The organism is Sphaerisporangium krabiense, from assembly GCF_014200435.1.
Lineage (GTDB): Bacteria > Actinomycetota > Actinomycetes > Streptosporangiales > Streptosporangiaceae > Sphaerisporangium > Sphaerisporangium krabiense.
The window spans coordinates 156,987-173,775 of sequence record NZ_JACHBR010000002.1; the positions used below are offsets into that span (position 1 = coordinate 156,987).

Here is a 16,789-nt window from a genome sequence, read left to right on the forward strand (position 1 = left end):
CCTGGACCGCCAATTATGCGTACACGGCCGTCGGGCCATGAGGGCTTTCGGGAAGTTTCGGGGTAATTCGGGAGAGACGCGTAAGGGGTGAGGATCATGGCAAAGTGCGAAGTATGCGGCAATGACTATGACATGAGCTTCGAGATCCACGCCAAGGGCGGCGTGCACACCTACGACAGCTTCGAGTGCGCCATCCAGGGCATGGCCCCCACCTGCGAGAACTGCGGCGTCCGCATCGTCGGGCACGGCGTGGACGCCGGCGGCCACTGGTACTGCTGCGCCCACTGCGCGCGCCGGCAGGGCGTCTCGGCGATCGTCGACCACGTCGGCGCCGCGACCTACTGACCACCCGTGTCCATGCGGCCGGACCGTCGCCGGGACACGGCCGCGGACCGGGCCTCGCCGCGCGTCCTGGGTGCGTCCAGGTTCCGCTCTGGCTAATTTATGGTCGTGCCGCTTGCCTTATGGGTGGTGTTGCGGACATTGTTAGGGATGCCGGTCCGGCGGGTGAGGTCAGGTCACCCGCCGGGCCGGTTCCGTGATCCATCCAGGGGCGTCGCCATGCCCGCGAGGCCGCCCGGCCGCTCCGGCGTCACGCCGCCCGCCGGGCCGGAACCGGATCCGAAATCCGCGGGTCAGTCCGTGTCGGACGGGGTGCGACCGCCGGCGACCAGACGATCGCGGCCGGCCGGAGGCGGCGCGTCGCGGGGAGACTCGGTGTCCGCGGAGCGGGACTCGGCGGGCTTGGCGGCACGACGGGCGCGGGGCGCCTTACGCGGCGCGGTGACGTCGCCGGTGTCGGAGCCATCCGGGGACCCGGATGACCCGGAGGGTGCGGAGGACCGGGACGAGCCGGACGTCCCGGAGTCGGAGGAGGTCCCGGAGGAGCCGGGAGACCCTGAGGGCGAGGATTTCGCGGAGCCTGAAGGATCCGCGGCGGGGTCCTTCATCTTGGCGAAGGTGACCGGGCCCGTCGGAGGCGGCTTGGGGGTGGCGTCCTCGTCACGAGGGGTGTCCACCCGGGTGACCTCGTGGTCGGAGGCGGGCCCGCTCGGCCGGGCGGCGTCGCGCCAGGAGGAGATGACGTCGTCGGCCTCGGCGTCGGCGGCCATGTCGTCGGCGGCCTCGGCCTCGCGCCGCCGGATCACGACGAGGTGGTCGACCGAGACGCGCCCGGCGCCGACCACGGCGAGCAGCACCGACGCGGACCCGAGCGCGACGATGAGGTTGACGTCCCCGCCGGTGAGCGGCAGGCCGGTGTCCCCGCTGACGAGGACGAACACCGCCAGGGCCTCGGCGAACAGGATGAGCCCGCAGACGGGCACGGCGAGACCCGCGACCAGCAGCGCGCCGCCGAGCAGTTCGATGAGCATGGTGGCGGCGGCCCACACGCCAGGGCCGGGGGCGCCCATCTTCCCGAACTGGTCGCTCGTCGCGGTCAGCCCGAACTCCAGCTTGTGCCAGCCGTTGGCGAAGAAGATCCCGCCGACGCCCAGCCGGGCGGCGAGCGCGGCGAGATCCTGGAAGGCTCGTCTCACGGTAGCCATTCTGTAGGGGTCTGTCCGTGTTGCACAGGCGATTGCCCCGTATCCCTCCTGTCATGCGCGGTGGAGGTGGAACGCGGCGGTGCGGCCTGTCCGCGTGGATCGCCGAGGGGGGCACGCCGTGCATGGAGGGACCGCTGGGGTTGCCGGTCATCGTGAGGCGGTCCCGACCTCTCTAGAGAGCTATAGGTATATGTCCGACATCTAGGCAACGGGTGATCCGCAACAGACCATTACGGCGTGGGGAACGCCGGCGAGGAACCAGATCCCTCTCCGGTGCCATCCCCGCGAGACCGCTCCGATCCCCGGGCCTGGTGTGTGGTCGCCGTCGCACGGCTGGCCCGCGACCAGCCGGAGGGAGCGCTGGAGGCCGCGGGCGAGGCGGTCGAACGCGATCCCGACGGCGAGTGGGGGCATCGGCTGACGAGTCTCGCCCTCGAACGCCTCGGCCGCGACTCCGAGGCGGTCGTCGCGGCTCAGGACGCCGTCCGGCTCGCACCCGGCTCCTGGGCCGCGCGGCTACGTCTGGGCTCGGCCCTGCGCCGGCTCCCCGGCCGCTGGAGGGACGCCTGGGCGCAGGCGCAGCAGGCCGTGCGCTTCGCCCCCGAGCAGCCCGACGCGCACGTCCTCATCGGTGACCTGGCTCTGGCCCGCGGCGACCACGGGCAGGCCGCCACCGCCTACCGGGCGGCCCTGCGCCGCGACGCCGACCACCCCGGCGCCCGCGTCAACCTGGGCCTCACCTTCCTGCGCTGGGACCGCCCCCGCGACCACCACGACCCGACCTGGCAGGTGGACCCGCGCGAGACCGCCCGCGCCCGCCGCGCCCTGGAGGTGTGGGCCAGGCACCTCCGCGCCCTGTTCGCCGCCTCCCTCGCCGTGGTGGCCGTGCTGTCCTTCTGGTACGGACTGCGCGAGGAGGCCACGATCGGCGGCGCCGCCGCGTTCCTGGTGGCCGCGGCGATCACCGTGCGCCAGGCGAGGAAGGTCCCGGTCTGGCGGTTCGTGCCCGGCATGCTGGCCCGCGACCTGTGGCTCGCGGTCGCCGTCTCGGTCGCCCTGCTGGTGACGGCCGCCTACGCGGTCGCGCTGGCCACCATGCCCGCCTGGTCGCTCGCCGACGAGGCGCGCATGGCCGTCCCTCTCGTCTCCGCCGCCTCCCCCCTGGTGCGGTGGGACGACGTCCTCGGCGCCTTCTGGGCGGGGCTGTTCGGGCTCGTGCTGTTCAACGGCGTGGCGGTGCTGCTGTTCCGCGCCCTGGCGGAGGCGTGGCGCGGCAGGCCCGTGCGGGCGCTCGCCGAGTTCACCGCCGTGCCGCCCGAGAGGGTCGGCCTGCGCGACCTCGGCGTCACGCTGTGGATCGTGGCCACGCGCCTGTGGTTCCTCGTCGCCGCCCTCGCCCTGGCGCCGCTGATCGCCGGAGAGCCGCGCGCGGCGCTCGCCGGGCCGCTCGTCCCCGCCGCGATGGTGTACGTGTGGGCCAGGGGCGGCCTGCGGTCACGCCGGCGCGAGATCGCGTCCTCGGACGTGTGGCTGCTGGTGGCCGTGCTGTCCCTTCTGGTCGCCTCGGGGGCCCTGGTCGTGGCCGGCGCCGTGCCGGGGGAGGGCCCGGCGGCGACCCGGGCCTGGTGGACGGTCGCGGCGGCACAGCTGGCGGTGCTGCTCGCCTTCGCCGCGCGGGCGGCCAGGGCCTGGTGGCGCGGCTCGGCGGGGCCGTGGCGGGCGTCGCTGGTCCCGTGCGAGGGCTGCGGGCCGCGCCTGCCGGGGGAGGTCACCCCGTCGGTGGGGCTCAGCGCCGAGGTGCGGCGCGCCTTCACCCACTCCCGGGGCGTCGTGCTGTCCTACACCGACGCCGCGGGGCCGCGCACGCTGGCCGTCGGCGCCGTCACCTCGGTCAGCCCGTCCGGCGACCTGCTCCTGATCGCCGCGGAGGACGCCTGGGCGGCGGCGGAGCGCGACCCGCGCGTGGCCGTGTTCGTCGCCGACCCGGCCGAGCGCCGGTTCTGGGCGGAGGTGCGCGGCATCGCCCTGGCCGACCCGGCGGAGAACGTGCTGCGGGTGACGCCCAAGCACGTGCTCGTCGGCGAGTACCCCGGCCGTCACGAGGCCAGGGCCGTCTCGCGCCGCCCCTGAGCCGTCCCCTCGGCATCTCCGGCCCCAGCCGTCCCGATGGGCGGTTCCCGGCCCGTAACCCGCCCTCGCCGATCCCGTCCGCGCGCATGGACGCGCGGCGCGCGGAAAGGGGACAGGGCCGGGGACGCGCGCCGAACGTCCCGGTGCGGTATAACCGGGAGGCGACCGGGGAGGCAAAATGCGGGACTCCGACAGGGCCCGGCCGGCGGGGCGCGCCGTGGCCCGCGATCACTTCGAGCGTGTCCGGAAAGGCTATTTCAGACTTTCGCGCGGCCAGAGGCGTGCCCTCTTCGCCGGAGGTCTCGCCGCCGGCGCGATCCTCGCCCTGGTCCTCGGCTGGTCGTTCGCGACCTTCGTCACGATCTTCTTACTCCTCTGCTACGCCGACCTCACGCTGAGGTTCCCCCGCGCCGCCGCGACCGTCCTGGTCGTGGTGGCGTGGTGTTCCGTGATGGTCGCGATGGGAGGCTTCGTCCAGCCGAACTCCGCGCTGCCCACCATGTTCATCCTGCTCGGCGTGCTGACCGGCGGCGCCGCGCACCTGATCCAGCACGTCACCCCCTGGGTCACCACCCTGGCCGCCCTCGGCGCCGCCGCCATGGTGACCTTCGCCGTGGCCACCTTCTCGCCGCAGATCGCCGTGTTCGCCGCCTACGGCGTGGCGGTGGCCGTGCTGGTGTACCGGCTGGTCCAGGCCGTCCAGGTGCGCCGCGCCAGGGCGGCGGCGGCCGTGCCCGCCCAGGTCAGGCAGCGGGCGCGCGAGGGAGCCTCCGACCGCGCCGCCGCGGCCGAGCACGAGGTCCCGCCGCCCATCTCCGTCGAGGAGGCCCTCGGCGAGCTGGAGAGCATGATCGGGCTGGACCCGGTCAAGGAGCAGGTGCGCTCCATCGCCGCCTCCATCGAGGCGGCGCGGCTGCGCGCCGAGGCCGGCTACTTCACCGAGCAGCCGATGCGCCACTTCGTCTTCGTCGGGCCGCCCGGCACGGGCAAGACCTCCGTCGCCCGCACCGTCGCCAAGATCTTCTACGCCTTCGGCCTGCTGGAGACGCCCTACGTCGTGGAGGCCCAGCGCGCCGACCTCGTCGGCGAGTACCTCGGCGCCACCGCGATCAAGACCAACGAGCTGATCGACCAGGCGCTCGGCGGCGTGCTGTTCATCGACGAGGCGTACGGCCTGATGAACTCCGGCGACGGCCAGCCCGACCGCTTCGGCGCCGAGGCCGTGCAGACCCTGCTCAAGCGCGCCGAGGACGACCGCGACCGGCTGATCATCATCCTGGCCGGCTACGACAAGGAGATGACGGCCTTCCTGTCGTCCAACCCCGGCCTGTCCTCCCGCTTCGCCACCAGGATCAACTTCCCGTCCTACTCGCCCGCCGAGCTGCTGAGCATCGTGCGGCTCCTCAGCGACCGGCGCAGCGAGCGGCTGTCCGCGGACGCGCCCGCCGCGCTGGTCGGCATGTTCGAGGACGTCCACCGGCGCAACCTGGTGGACGAGCTGGGCAACGCCCGGTTCGCGCGCAGCCTGGTCGAGGCGGCGGCCCAGGCCAGGGACGTGCGCGTCGTGGGCGCGGGCGGCGCGCCGAGCCGCGACGACCTGATCACGACCACCACCGCCGACCTGACCAAGGCGTTCAACGAGATCACCGCCAGGTTCCGCGGCTACATGGCCACCCCGAGCCTGGAGGAGGCCCTGGCCGACCTCGACCGCATGGCCGGGCTCGAACCCGTCAAGCGGCAGGTCCACGCCATCGCGGCCCAGCTCCGCGTCGCCCGCATGCGCCAGGAGCAGGGCCTGCCCGCGCCGCCCCAGATGCGGCACTTCGTCTTCGTCGGGCCGCCGGGCACGGGCAAGACCACCGTGGCGCGCGTGCTCGGCCGCGTCTTCGCCGCGCTCGGCCTGCTGTCGCGGCCGGACGTCGTCGAGGCGTCCCGCGCCGACATGGTCGGCCAGCACCTCGGGGCCACCGCGATCAAGACCAACGAGCTGGTCGACCGCGCGCTCGGCGGCGTGCTGTTCATCGACGAGGCGTACAGCCTGGTCAACAGCGGCTACCAGGGCGGGGACGCCTTCGGCGCCGAGGCGGTGCAGACCCTGCTCAAGCGCGCCGAGGACGACCGCGACCGGCTGGTGATCATCCTCGCCGGGTACGCCGCCGAGATGGAGCGCCTGCTGGCCACCAACCCGGGCCTCGGCAGCAGGTTCAACCAGCGCGTGACGTTCCCGTCCTACACCCCCGCCGAGCTGACCGCGATCGCCGGCCTGCTCGCCGAGGGCGCGGGCGACCGTTTCGACGCCTCGGCCGAGCGGGACCTCGCCGACGTCTTCTCCTACGTCTGCGCCGAGGGACTGATCGACGGGCTCGGCAACGGCCGCTTCGCCCGGTCGCTGTTCGAGCGCGCCGCCCTCGGGCGCGACGTGCGCCTGGCCGGGCGCGGCGGCACCGCCAGCGCCGAGGAGCTGACGACGATCACCAGCGCCGACGTGCGCGCGGCCGTGGACGAGCTCGCCGGGCGCTAGAAACCGCCCGCGAGCCCCGAAATCCGGCCCGCGCCGGGCCGTCTCCGCCGACACCTGACCCGGTCGACCACATTCTTGTCACCACGCCGTTACGCGATGTAGCAGGATGGGCACACACGGTCGCGAGACCGGCCCTGCGACAGGGTAATCGGCGGAAGGGGGGCGATGGCGGGTTTCCTGCTGCGCCGGCTGGTCAACTACGCGGTCCTGATCGCCGTCGCCACGAGCCTGGCGTACATGCTGGCCGCCCTCGCCCTGGATCCCCGGTCCAACTACGAGGGGCGCAACCCGCGGCCCCCTGCCGCGGTCGTCGACGCCCAGCTGTCCCTGTACAACCTCAACGACCGCACCCCGCTCCTCCAGCGCTACCTGCGGTGGGCCGGCGGCGTGCTGCGCGGCGACCTCGGCAGGACGTGGAACGGCGACCGCGTCGACGCCGAGGTGCGGCGGCGCTTCGGCGTGACGCTGCGGCTGATCGTGCTCGGCCTCGTGCTCGGCAGCGTGGCCGGAGTGCTCACCGGCGCGCTGGCCGCCGTGCGGCAGTACGGCTGGTTCGACCGCCTGTCCACCATGGCCGCGTTCGTGGTGCTGGCCGTGCCCACCGTCGTGCTGGCCAACATGCTGATCATCTTGGCGGTCTGGCTCAACGACCGCCTCGGCGTCCAGATCTTCCTGGTCAGCGGCGAGCACACCCCCGGCCTCGACGGCGGGCTCGGCGCGGGCCTCCTCGACCGCGTCAAGCACCTGGCGCTGCCCACCCTCTCGCTCGCGCTCGGCCAGATCGCCGTCTACAGCCGCTACCAGCGCAACATGATGCTCGACGTCCTCGACGCCGACTTCGTGCGCACGGCGATGGCCAAGGGGCTGCGCCGGCGCACCGCCCTGGTCAAGCACGCCCTGCGCACCGCGCTGATCCCCGCGGTCACCTACTTCGCGTTCACCTTCGGCTCGCTGCTGGTGGGCGCGACCATCACCGAGTCGGTGTTCGGCTGGCACGGCATGGGCGAGGAACTGGTCGCCTCGATCCGGTCCAACGACGTCAACATGGTCGCGGCGATCAGCTGCTGCGCCGCCCTGGCCGTGCTGACGGCCTCGCTGGCCGCCGACGTGCTGCACGCCGTCCTCGACCCCAGGGTCCGGGTGTCCTGACATGATGACGCTGCCGGAGGAGGAGTACGCCGAGATCGCGGCGGACGCCGGGAGCGGGCGCGTCCCCTCCCGGGCGCGGGTGGTCGCCGCGCGGTTCTTCGGCACGCGGCAGGGCCGCCTGGGCTTCGCGCTGCTGGCCCTGCTGTTCCTGCTCGCCTTCGCCGGGCCGCTCGTCGCCCCCTGGTCCTACACCGACATGGACTTCTCGGCCTTCATGCGGCCGCCCTCGGCGTCGCACTGGTTCGGCACGCTGCAGACCGGCTCGGACGTCTTCGCCCTCACCCTGCGCGGCGCGCAGAAGTCGCTCACCGTGGGCCTGCTGGTCGCGGTGGTGTCGACGGCGGTCGCGGCGGTCGTCGGCTCGTTCGCCGGCTACTTCCTCGGCTGGACCGACCGCACGCTCATGTGGGTGGCCGACCTGCTGCTCGTGCTGCCGGCGTTCCTGATCCTGGCCATCATGTCGCCGCTGCTCGCGGCGGGCCGGCTGCTGCTGTTCGCGCTGATGCTCGCGCTGTTCCTGTGGATGGTCACCTCCAAGATCGTCCGGGGCATGACCAAGGCGATCAAGGAGCGCGAGTACGTCAAGGCGGCGCGGTTCATGGGCGTGCCGCCCGCGAGGATCATCTACCGGCACGTGCTGCCCAACCTGGCCTCGCTGCTGGTCGTGGACGCCACGCTCAACGTCAGCGCCGCCATCCTCACCGAGACGACGCTGTCGTACTTCGGCTTCGGCATCCAGCCGCCGGACGTGTCGCTCGGGGCGCTGATCGCCGACGGCTCCCGCACGGCCCTGTACGCGCCGTGGACGTTCTGGTTCGCCGCCGGGGGACTGGTCCTCGCCGTCCTGGCCGTCAACCTCGTCGGCGACGCGCTGCGCGACGCCCTCGACCCCGGCGCGGGGGGCGGGACATGACCGGGCGGGCCGGCGACGAGCCCGTGCTCGCGGTCCGCGGCCTGGAGGTCCGCTTCGGCGACGTCCCGGTGGTGCGGGGGATCGACTACTCGGTGGCGGCCGGCGAGATCCTCGGCGTCGTCGGCGAGTCGGGGTCGGGCAAGTCGGTGAGCTGCCTGGCCGTCATGGGCCTGCTCCCGCGGCACGCCAAGGTCGCGGGATCGGTGCTGCTGCACGGCCGGGAGCTGCTCGGCGCGCGCGAGAAGGAGCTGGCCGCGGTCCGCGGCGCGGCGATGTCCATGATCTTCCAGGACCCGCTGTCGGCCCTGACGCCGGTCTACCGGGTCGGCGACCAGATCGCCGAGGCCGTCCGCGTCCACCGGGGGGCGAGCGGGCGGCAGGCCGCCGAGCGCGCGGTCGAGCTGCTCGACCTGGTGGGCATCCCGAACCCGCGGCAACGGGCCCGGGCCTTCCCCCACGAGTTCTCCGGCGGCATGCGCCAGCGCGCGATGATCGCCATGGCCATCGCCAACGACCCCGACGTCATCCTGTGCGACGAGCCGACCACGGCGCTGGACGTCACCATCCAGGCCCAGGTGCTGGAGGTGCTGAAACAGGCACGCCGTGAGACCGGCGCCGCCATCGTCCTGATCACCCATGACCTGGGCGTGGTCGCGGGCCTCGCCGACCGCGTGCTCGTCATGTACGCGGGGCGGTACGTCGAGTCCGGCGCGGTCCACGACGTCTACCACCACCCCCGCATGCCCTACACGATCGGCCTGCTCGGCTCGGTGCCGCGCCTGGACACCGGACGGGAGATCCCCCTGACGCCGATCGAGGGGTCCCCGCCGTCGGCCGCGGCCCTGCCCTCGGGCTGCCCGTTCCGGCCGCGCTGCCCCATGGCCGTCGCCGCCTGCGCGGCGGCCGAGCCTCCGCCGGCCGAGGTCGGGCCGGGACACCGGGCCGCCTGCCTGCGCGCCGGCGAGATCGCCGACCGCCCGGCCGCGCCGGCGCCCGCCCCCGGCGTCCGCGTGCCGCCGCCCCGCCAGGGGTCGGTGGTGCTGGAGGTCGACGGCCTGGTCAAGCACCATCCCCTGACCAGAGGGGCGGTGTTCCGGCGTCGCGTCGGCACCGTGCGGGCCGTGGACGGCGTCTCCTTCGACGTCCGCGAGGGCGAGACGCTGGGCCTGGTGGGGGAGTCCGGCTGCGGGAAGACCACCGCCCTCATGGAGATCCTGGAACTGGCCAGGCCCCAGGAGGGCCGCGTCGTGGTGTTCGGGCGCGACACCGCCGCGCTCACCCCCCGCGACCGGATGGCCGTGCGGCGCGACCTCCAGGTCGTCTTCCAGGACCCCCTGGCCTCGCTCGACCCCCGCATGACCGTCCACGACATCGTCGGCGAGCCGCTGATCACCCACGGGCGCGCCGACACCGGCCCCCGCGTCCGCCGGTTGCTGCGCCTGGTCGGGCTCGACCCCGCACACGCCGCGCGCTACCCGCGCGACCTGTCGGGCGGCCAGCGCCAGCGCGTGGCCGTCGCCCGGGCCCTCGCCCTGGAGCCCCGGCTGGTCATCCTGGACGAGCCGGTGTCCGCGCTGGACGTCTCGGTCCAGGCCGGGGTGGTCAACCTGCTGTCCAAGCTCGCGGACCGGCTCGGGCTGTCGTACCTGTTCGTGGCGCACGATCTGGCCGTCGTGCGGCACATCGCCCACCGCGTGGCCGTGATGTACCTCGGCAGGATCGCCGAGATCGGCGCGGTCGAGCTGGTCTACGGCGCCCCGGCCCACCCGTACACCCAGGCCCTGCTGTCGGCGGTGCCCATCCCCGACCCCGACAAGGAGCGCGAGCGCCGCCGCATCCTGCTCGAGGGCGACCTGCCGAGCCCCGCCGACCCTCCGTCGGGCTGCCGGTTCCGCACCCGCTGCCCGAAGTTCAAGGCCCTGACCGACGCGCGGCGGGTCCGGTGCGTGGAGGAGGAGCCGCAGGTCCGGCCGATGGGCGGCGATCAGGGGGCCGCCTGCCACTACGCGGAGAGGGTCGGCGTCGTCTAGCGGCGCGGACCCGTCCCCGGCCACTCGGGGTCCCGATGAGCCCCGGTGATTCCCATTGACGATCTTGGAGGAGAACGTGACAGTGCCGCCCGCGCCCTCGGCGTACCCACCACCCACGACACCACCGGCGCCGGCGCGCGGGCGGCGGCGGCGCGCGCCGGTCGCGGCGCTGACGGCCGTCCTGGTGACCCTGCTGCCCGTGGCCGGATGCGGGGGAGGGGGCGCCGGCGGCGCCTCGCCCGCCGGGGCGCCCGCGACCACCAAGTCGTACGACATCAACCCGGCGCCGCGCGAGCGGGTCAGGGACGGCGGCACGCTGCGCTGGGGCATCACCGAGTTCCCCACCCAGTGGAACCTCAACCACGTCGACGGCAACCTCGCCGAGGTGAGGAAGGTCATCGAGGCCTTGATGCCGGCGGCGTTCCGCTCCGACGACAAGGCCGCGGCCACGCCCAACACCGACTACGTGCTGGACGCCCGGGTGATCGCCACCAGCCCGCGCCAGGTGGTCTCCTACAAGCTCAACCCCCGGGCCCGCTGGTCGGACGGCAGGCCGATCACCTGGCAGGACTTCGAGGCGCAGTGGAAGGCCCTGAACGGCCGCAACCTGGACTACCACGTCGCCTCGACGACCGGCTACCAGGACATCGCGAGCGTGCGGCGCGGCGACGGCGACCACGAGGTGCTGGTCACCTTCGCCAACCCCTTCAGCGAGTGGCAGGCGCTGTTCTGGCCGCTGTATCCGAGGTCCACCAACGCCACCCCCGAGGCGTTCAACACCGGCTGGCTGAACCGCGTCCCCGTCACCGCGGGACCGTTCCGGTTCGGCTCCTTCGACCCGACGGCCAAGACCATCACGATCGTCCGTGACCCCCACTGGTGGGGCGGCCGCGCCAAGCTCGACAAGATCATCTATCGGTCGCTGGCCACCGACGCGCTGGTGGGGGCCTTCACCAACGGCGAACTGGACGTGTTCGACATCGGGCCGTCCGCGCCGGACTACGCCAGGGCCAGGAACGCCAGGGAGGCCGTCATCCGCCAGGCGGCGGGCCCGGACTTCCGGCACTTCACCTTCAACGGCGAGAGCCCCGCCCTGGCCGACCCCCGGGTGCGGCAGGCCGTCGTCCTCGGCCTGGACCGCTCCGCGATCACCCGCTCGGACCTGCAGGGGCTGGACTGGAACACCGCCCCGCTGAACAACCACTTCTTCATGAACACCCAGGAGGGCTACCAGGACAACGCGGGCGGCCTCGGGAAGTACGACCCGGCCAAGGCCGAGCGGCTGCTGGACGCGGCCGGGTGGCACCGGGCGAGCCCGTCCCGGGTCAAGGGGGGCCGCGAGCTCAGCGTGCGGTTCGTGATCCCGTCGGGGCTGTCGCTGAGCAAGACCGAGGCCGAGCTGACCCAGGCCATGCTCGCCAAGATCGGCGTCAAGGTGGCGATCCAGTCCGTCCCGAGCGACGACTTCTTCGCGAAGTACATCATCCCCGGCAACTTCGACATCGCGCCGTTCTCCTACATCGGCACGCCGTTCCCGATCTCCAGCAGTTACGGCACCTACGCCGACGCCACCCGGGGCCCCGGCGGCAAGGTGCAGTGGAACGCCAACTTCGGCAGGTCAGGGTCCCCCGAGATCGACACGGCGATGCGCAGGGCCTCCTCCGACCTCAACCCCGAGCGGGCGCACGCCTACGCCAACGAGGCCGACCGGCTGATCTGGCAGAAGGTCAACGTGCTGCCCCTGTACCAGCGCCCGCAGAACTGGGGGGTCAAGGCGCGCCTGGCCAACATCGGCGCCCCCGGCTTCTACACCTTGAAGTACGCCGACATCGGCTTCCTGCGCTGACGCGGCCGCCGGGCCCTAAGGGCCGGGCGGCGGCTCGTCGGGGATGTCGGCGATGTCGTCCAGCGCGGCGGCCAGCTCGTCCGGGTGGTCGCCGATGCGCTCGGCGATCTCCATCAGCACGTGCAGCACGTCGTGACGGTCGTGGCCGAGGTCGAGCAGGCGCTGCGCGGCCTCCCACATCTGCTCGGGGTCGCCGTTCCACAGCCGGGTGGCGATCTCCTCGTGCCAGGCCAGGTGCTCGGCGAAGTCGGGGCGGTCGCGCTCGGCCGCGTGGTCGATCTCCAGCAGGATGCGCCGGTCGGCGTCCTCGGCCGGGTGCAGCGCCGACAGGTCGACGTCCCCGCGCATGCCCTCCAGGAACGGGAAGGCGAACGCCCTCCGCGCCAGGGCCGACAGATCGCCGTCCGGGAGCAGTCGCCGCACCAAGGAGCGGTCCAGGCCGAAGGTCGTCGGATCCCGGTAGGCCTCCGTGAAGCGCCCCATGGCCTCGTAGACGGCGTCCAGGGTGGCCCTGAGGCCCTCCTCGGGCAGGCCGGTCCTCGGGGCCGCGAAGCGCACCCAGGACAGCAGGACGTGCGGCATGGCGTCCTGCTCGGCCGGGTCGAGCAGGACCTTGCGCGGCAGCCAGTCCAGCAGGAACGTCTCGCACTTGGTGGGGCTGACCCGCAGCGGCCGGTTGAAGTCCTGGTCGCAGCCGTAGTCGATGATGTGGTCGGCGCAGCGGGACGCCGCGGAGGGGTCCGACAGGTGCTCGGCGGCGTCGGAGGCCAGGAACTCGGCCGCCAGCATCGCCCGGCGGTCGCGGCTGTAGGGGGCCTCGCTGAACAGCGGGGCCGGGCGCTTGCGGCCCGGCGGCAACGCCTTGATCCGGGCCCGGGCGAAGGCGTGGTAGGCGCTGTAGCCGTCGCTGACGATGGTGGCCGGCTTGCGGCCGAGCCCCTCGGCCGTGGCCTTCATGGCGAACTCCAGCAGCGCGCGGGCCTGCTGGGGCTCCAGCTCCTCGAAGCGCAGCATCGGGTTGCCCGCGGCCTCGATGCCGGCCTTCTCCAGCAGGGTGTCGACCTGCGAGGAGACCCACGCGTCACGGGCCATGCCGCGCATGTTGTAGTCGACGATCACCACCAGGGCGTGCGGATCCTCGGCGGGGCCCTGCGCCGCGCCGCCCGGCTCCTCCGGGGCGGCGCCGGCGGTGCCGGTCCTTGGCACGCCGCGGTAGGCGAAGGTGCACACCACCGTGTCCTGGTCGCCGTAGGCGTCCCTGGAGACGTAGCAGCCCTGCGGTTTGACCGCCCCCACCCGCTCGGCCCAGCGGGGCCGCGCCACGTCGGACTCCATGAGCGCCAGCGCGGCGCCCTCGGCCTTGGCGGCCTGGCGCGCGGTGCCGAGATAGGCGATCGCGATCAGCAGGGTGAGCGCCGCGGGCGTGCCGGCCTTGGCCGCGTAGTCGACCAGGCCCTCGCCCAGGAACTCCTCCACGTCGCCGCGGCGTAAGCGCCTGCCCCACCACGCGCCCAGCATGTCGGAGACCATCAGCTCGGCGTCCAGGGGGCTGCGCACGGCGAGCAGCTCGCGCGCCGCCACGAGCATCTCCGCGAAAACGTCGTCCGGCGGCGGTGTCCCCCTGGGGTCTCGGCGTCGTCGGCGGCTCACGACCCTTACCTTCTCGCATTTCGGGCTCGAACGGCGCGAGGAACGCCGTGTGGTGACCCCGCTGTTACCCGAAATCCCCGGTTGCGGGCCGCCGTGGCCCGCGAGTGTCACCGGACGGTGCGAAGAATGTCACCTTCGCGGCCGGCGAGCGGGGCCGAGGCCGCCAGCGCGCGCAGGTGTTCGCGCGCGATGCGCTCCACCGCGGGCGCGGAGACCTCCAGGCCCAGATGGGCGGCGCACGCCCACACGTCCTCCACGCATCGCTCGACCGTTTCCGTGCGTACCGTCGCGAACTCGCCGGACAGGCGTTCGCTGACGAGCTCGCGCGCCCCCGCCAGGGAGCTGGGCTCGCGAGGCCGCTCGGGGCCCGGCCCGGTGTGCCGCGTCGCAAGAGCAGGCATGGGCGGTTTCGCATCCCTCCGGTGAGCCGGGGGACGTCCATCCCCCGGGCCAGTGCTCTTAGGGGGCGTGCGTACCCATTCCATCCCGAATCACGCGAGTGTCAACCCCTCGCGGCGTAAGGGTTACCCGGCACATCCGGCACCACAGAGGCCCCGCTCGTGGGAAGCTGGTCCCCGAGCGTGTCCGGTCCGCGGATGTGCCACGCCGCCCGGCACGAAACGGTACCGTTCCCTCAAGGACGACGGGAAGGTGACAGCTTGATCGACCTGGGGAAGTTCCGGCGCGCCCAGCGCCGGGCGCCGAGAAAGTCGGCCGATCTCGCTGCACACAGCGGCGCGTTTTTGACAGGATGCGTTGACCGCATCGCGGCCGGGGCTTCCGTCCGCGCGTGCCCATCACCGATGATGTAGTGCAGTTCTGCGCTGCCAATCACAGTTATGGAGATGTGCCTCGTGGGAGACCCTGGCACGCGACGGAGGTGCCGACCATGAGCGCCGACACCTCCGTGCCCCGTCCCCGGGAGTCGGGTGTGGACATCTCAGACCCCGCCCTGTTCGAGGGCCTGCTCGCGGAGGCTCCCTTCGCCTTCGCGTTCTTCGACACGTCCGCCAGGTTCCTGCGGGTCAACCAGAGCTTCGCCGACCTGAGCGGCGTCGCGGCCGACGAGCACGCGGGCCGCACGGCGTCCGAGATCCTCTCCGCCGATCTTTCCGCCCTGGTGGACGCCGCCCTGCGCAGGGTCGTGGGCGAGCACCGCGCCGTCGCCGGCGGCGACCAGCGCTACCGCGGCATGTCTCCCGCCGGCGAGCTGCGCCACTGGAGCCTCTCCTTCTACCCGATCCACGGCGACAAGGGCGCGGTCGCGGGCGTCGCCCTGTTCGGCGTGGACGTCACCGAGCGCCAGCTCACCGAAGAGGAGCTGCGCCGCAGCGAGGAGCGCTACCGCTCGCTCGTCGAGTCACAGCAGCAGCTCGTGTGGATCACCTCGCCCAACGGCGCCGTCGTCGAGGACGCCCCGCAGTGGCGCGCCATCACCGGCCAGAGCCTGGAGGAGTACCTGGCGTACGGCTGGCTGGACGCCGTGCACCCCGACGACCGGCAGTCCGCCGACGAGGCCTGGCGCGAGGCGCTGCGCGGCCGCACGATGTTCGAGTGGAGCTACCGCGTCCGCACCCGGGCGAGCGGTTACCGCCACTTCGAGGTCCGCGCCGTCCCGATCATCCGCCACGGCCGCGTGATCGAGTGGGTCGGCGCCAACACCGACGTCACCCCGCAGCGCGAGGCGGAGGAGATGCGGGGCCGGCTGACCGACCAGCTCGGCGCCGCCGCCCTGCGCACCGCCCGCCTCCAGGGCGCGACCGCCCTGCTGGCCGAGGCCCTCACCGTCGAGCAGGTCGTCCAGGTCATCATCGACGTCGGCCGCACGGCCCTGGCCGCCGACAAGTCGGCGGTGGCCCTGCTCGACCTGGACCGCGCCACGCTGAAGATGACCCACAGCGGCGGGCTCCCCGACACCCCGGGGGAGGAGATCCCGCTCTCGCAGTCCAGCGTGATGACCATCGCCGTCAACAGCCGCAGGCCCGTCTTCGCCGAGTCGCCCGAGAGCCTCAAGGCCCAGCTCGTCGAGGCCGGCGCGGACGAGTCGGTGATCTCGGGGTTCCTCGCCCACAGCGACGAGCGGGCCTGGGTCGGCCTGCCGCTGCTGGCGGCGGGGCGCGCGCTCGGGGCGCTGCGCTTCGCCTTCACCCGCCCGCAGAAGATCTCCCAGGAGGACGGCGTCTTCCTGGAGGCCTTGGCGGGCCAGTGCGCGCTCGCCGTGGAGCGGGCCACGCTGTTCGAGCGCGAGCACCGCACGGCCGAGACCCTGCAGCGCAGCCTCCTGCCCGACCGGCTGCCGGTGATCCCCGGTCTGGTGCTGGCCCAGCGCTTCCGCTCGGGAAGCAGGCACGTCCAGGTCGGCGGCGACTGGTACGACGCGTTCGTGCTGCAGGACGCCCGGGTCGCGGCCGTCGTCGGCGACGTCATGGGCAAGGGCGTCAAGGCCGCGGCGGGCATGGGCCGCATCCGCAACGCCATGCGCGCCCTGGCGCTGACCAACCCGCCGCCCGCGGCCGTGCTGACGGGTCTGGACCGGGTCTTCGACGCCACCGAGGAGGAGGAGGCCGTCACCACCCTGGCCTACATGGTCGTCGAGCCCGGCACCGGCGAGGGCACCCTCGCCCTGGCCGGGCACCCGCCGCCGCTGCTGGTGTCCCCGCAGGGCGTCGGGGTGCTGTCCGACGGCGAGCCCGGCACCCCGCTCGGCTGGCCGACCGTCCGCAAGCAGTTCCGGTTCTGCGTCCCGCCGGGGCACACGGCGGTGCTCTACTCCGACGGTCTGGTCGAGAATCGCAAGCGAGGGCTGGACGCCGGTCTGGCGGAACTTTCGGCCGTCGTCGCGGAAGCACCCCCTGAAGTCCTAGGAAATCCGCATATGTTGCTTGACTTCCTGGTGGACAGGATGCTGGCGGGGTATGAGCAGGACGATGGCGTCACAGTGCTCGCCGTTCACGTGCCGGCCGCCACAAAGAGTGACTGAATGAAACAGTCATAAGGGTTGCT

At 73.2% G+C, this 16,789-nt stretch carries 11 protein-coding genes; 8 read left to right on the forward strand and 3 right to left on the reverse strand.

Annotated elements, in window-relative coordinates; genetic code table 11:
* The first annotated feature begins 96 nt into the window (after nt 1–96).
* The gene (locus BJ981_RS28795) at nt 97–345 is read left to right on the forward strand and encodes a metallothionein (RefSeq protein ID WP_184616576.1); all 249 of its coding nucleotides are present in this window, start codon (nt 97–99) and stop codon (nt 343–345) included.
* A gap of 290 nt (nt 346–635) precedes the next feature.
* On the opposite strand, the gene BJ981_RS39465 is transcribed toward BJ981_RS28795, so the two are convergent.
* On the reverse strand, nt 636–1,538 hold the full coding sequence (locus BJ981_RS39465; protein ID WP_184616577.1) for a DoxX family protein: 903 nt from the start codon (nt 1,536–1,538) through the stop codon (nt 636–638).
* Nucleotides 1,539–1,820: 282 nt separating this feature from the next.
* Between BJ981_RS39465 and BJ981_RS28805 the strand changes: the two genes are divergently transcribed.
* The 6 genes from BJ981_RS28805 to BJ981_RS28830 all read left to right on the forward strand — a co-directional run bounded on the left by BJ981_RS28805 (nt 1,821) and on the right by BJ981_RS28830 (nt 12,136).
* Entirely contained in the window at nt 1,821–3,677 is a 1,857-nt protein-coding gene (locus BJ981_RS28805; protein WP_239139559.1) for a CHAT domain-containing protein, read from the forward strand.
* 178 nt (nt 3,678–3,855) lie between these two features.
* Nucleotides 3,856–6,198: an AAA family ATPase gene (locus BJ981_RS28810; RefSeq protein WP_184616579.1), complete on the forward strand. Its 2,343-nt coding sequence runs from the start codon at nt 3,856–3,858 to the stop codon at nt 6,196–6,198.
* Nucleotides 6,199–6,363: 165 nt separating this feature from the next.
* Entirely contained in the window at nt 6,364–7,347 is a 984-nt protein-coding gene (locus BJ981_RS28815; protein WP_184616580.1) for an ABC transporter permease, read from the forward strand.
* Between the two features lie 4 nt (nt 7,348–7,351).
* Nucleotides 7,352–8,260: an ABC transporter permease gene (locus tag BJ981_RS28820; RefSeq protein WP_184617631.1), complete on the forward strand. Its 909-nt coding sequence runs from the start codon at nt 7,352–7,354 to the stop codon at nt 8,258–8,260.
* Entirely contained in the window at nt 8,257–10,290 is a 2,034-nt protein-coding gene (locus BJ981_RS28825; protein WP_184616581.1) for an ABC transporter ATP-binding protein, read from the forward strand. The genes BJ981_RS28820 and BJ981_RS28825 overlap by 4 nt, the downstream gene beginning before the upstream one ends.
* Nucleotides 10,291–10,366: 76 nt before the next feature.
* Complete coding sequence (locus BJ981_RS28830) at nt 10,367–12,136, forward strand: ABC transporter family substrate-binding protein (protein ID WP_239139560.1); 1,770 nt, start codon at nt 10,367–10,369, stop codon at nt 12,134–12,136.
* A 15-nt stretch (nt 12,137–12,151) separates the two neighbouring features.
* Here BJ981_RS28830 and BJ981_RS28835 read toward each other — a convergent pair whose 3' ends face one another.
* Together BJ981_RS28835 and BJ981_RS28840 are read right to left on the reverse strand one after the other, a co-directional pair.
* On the reverse strand, nt 12,152–13,723 hold the full coding sequence (locus BJ981_RS28835) for a hypothetical protein (RefSeq protein ID WP_184617633.1): 1,572 nt from the start codon (nt 13,721–13,723) through the stop codon (nt 12,152–12,154).
* Between the two features lie 170 nt (nt 13,724–13,893).
* Nucleotides 13,894–14,187 (reverse strand): hypothetical protein, encoded by a 294-nt coding sequence (locus BJ981_RS28840; RefSeq protein ID WP_239139561.1) that lies wholly within the window; start codon nt 14,185–14,187, stop codon nt 13,894–13,896.
* A gap of 488 nt (nt 14,188–14,675) precedes the next feature.
* Between BJ981_RS28840 and BJ981_RS28845 the strand changes: the two genes are divergently transcribed.
* A complete protein-coding gene (locus BJ981_RS28845; protein ID WP_184616582.1) occupies nt 14,676–16,766 on the forward strand; it encodes a SpoIIE family protein phosphatase in 2,091 nt (696 codons plus the stop codon).
* The last annotated feature ends 23 nt before the right edge of the window (nt 16,767–16,789 follow it).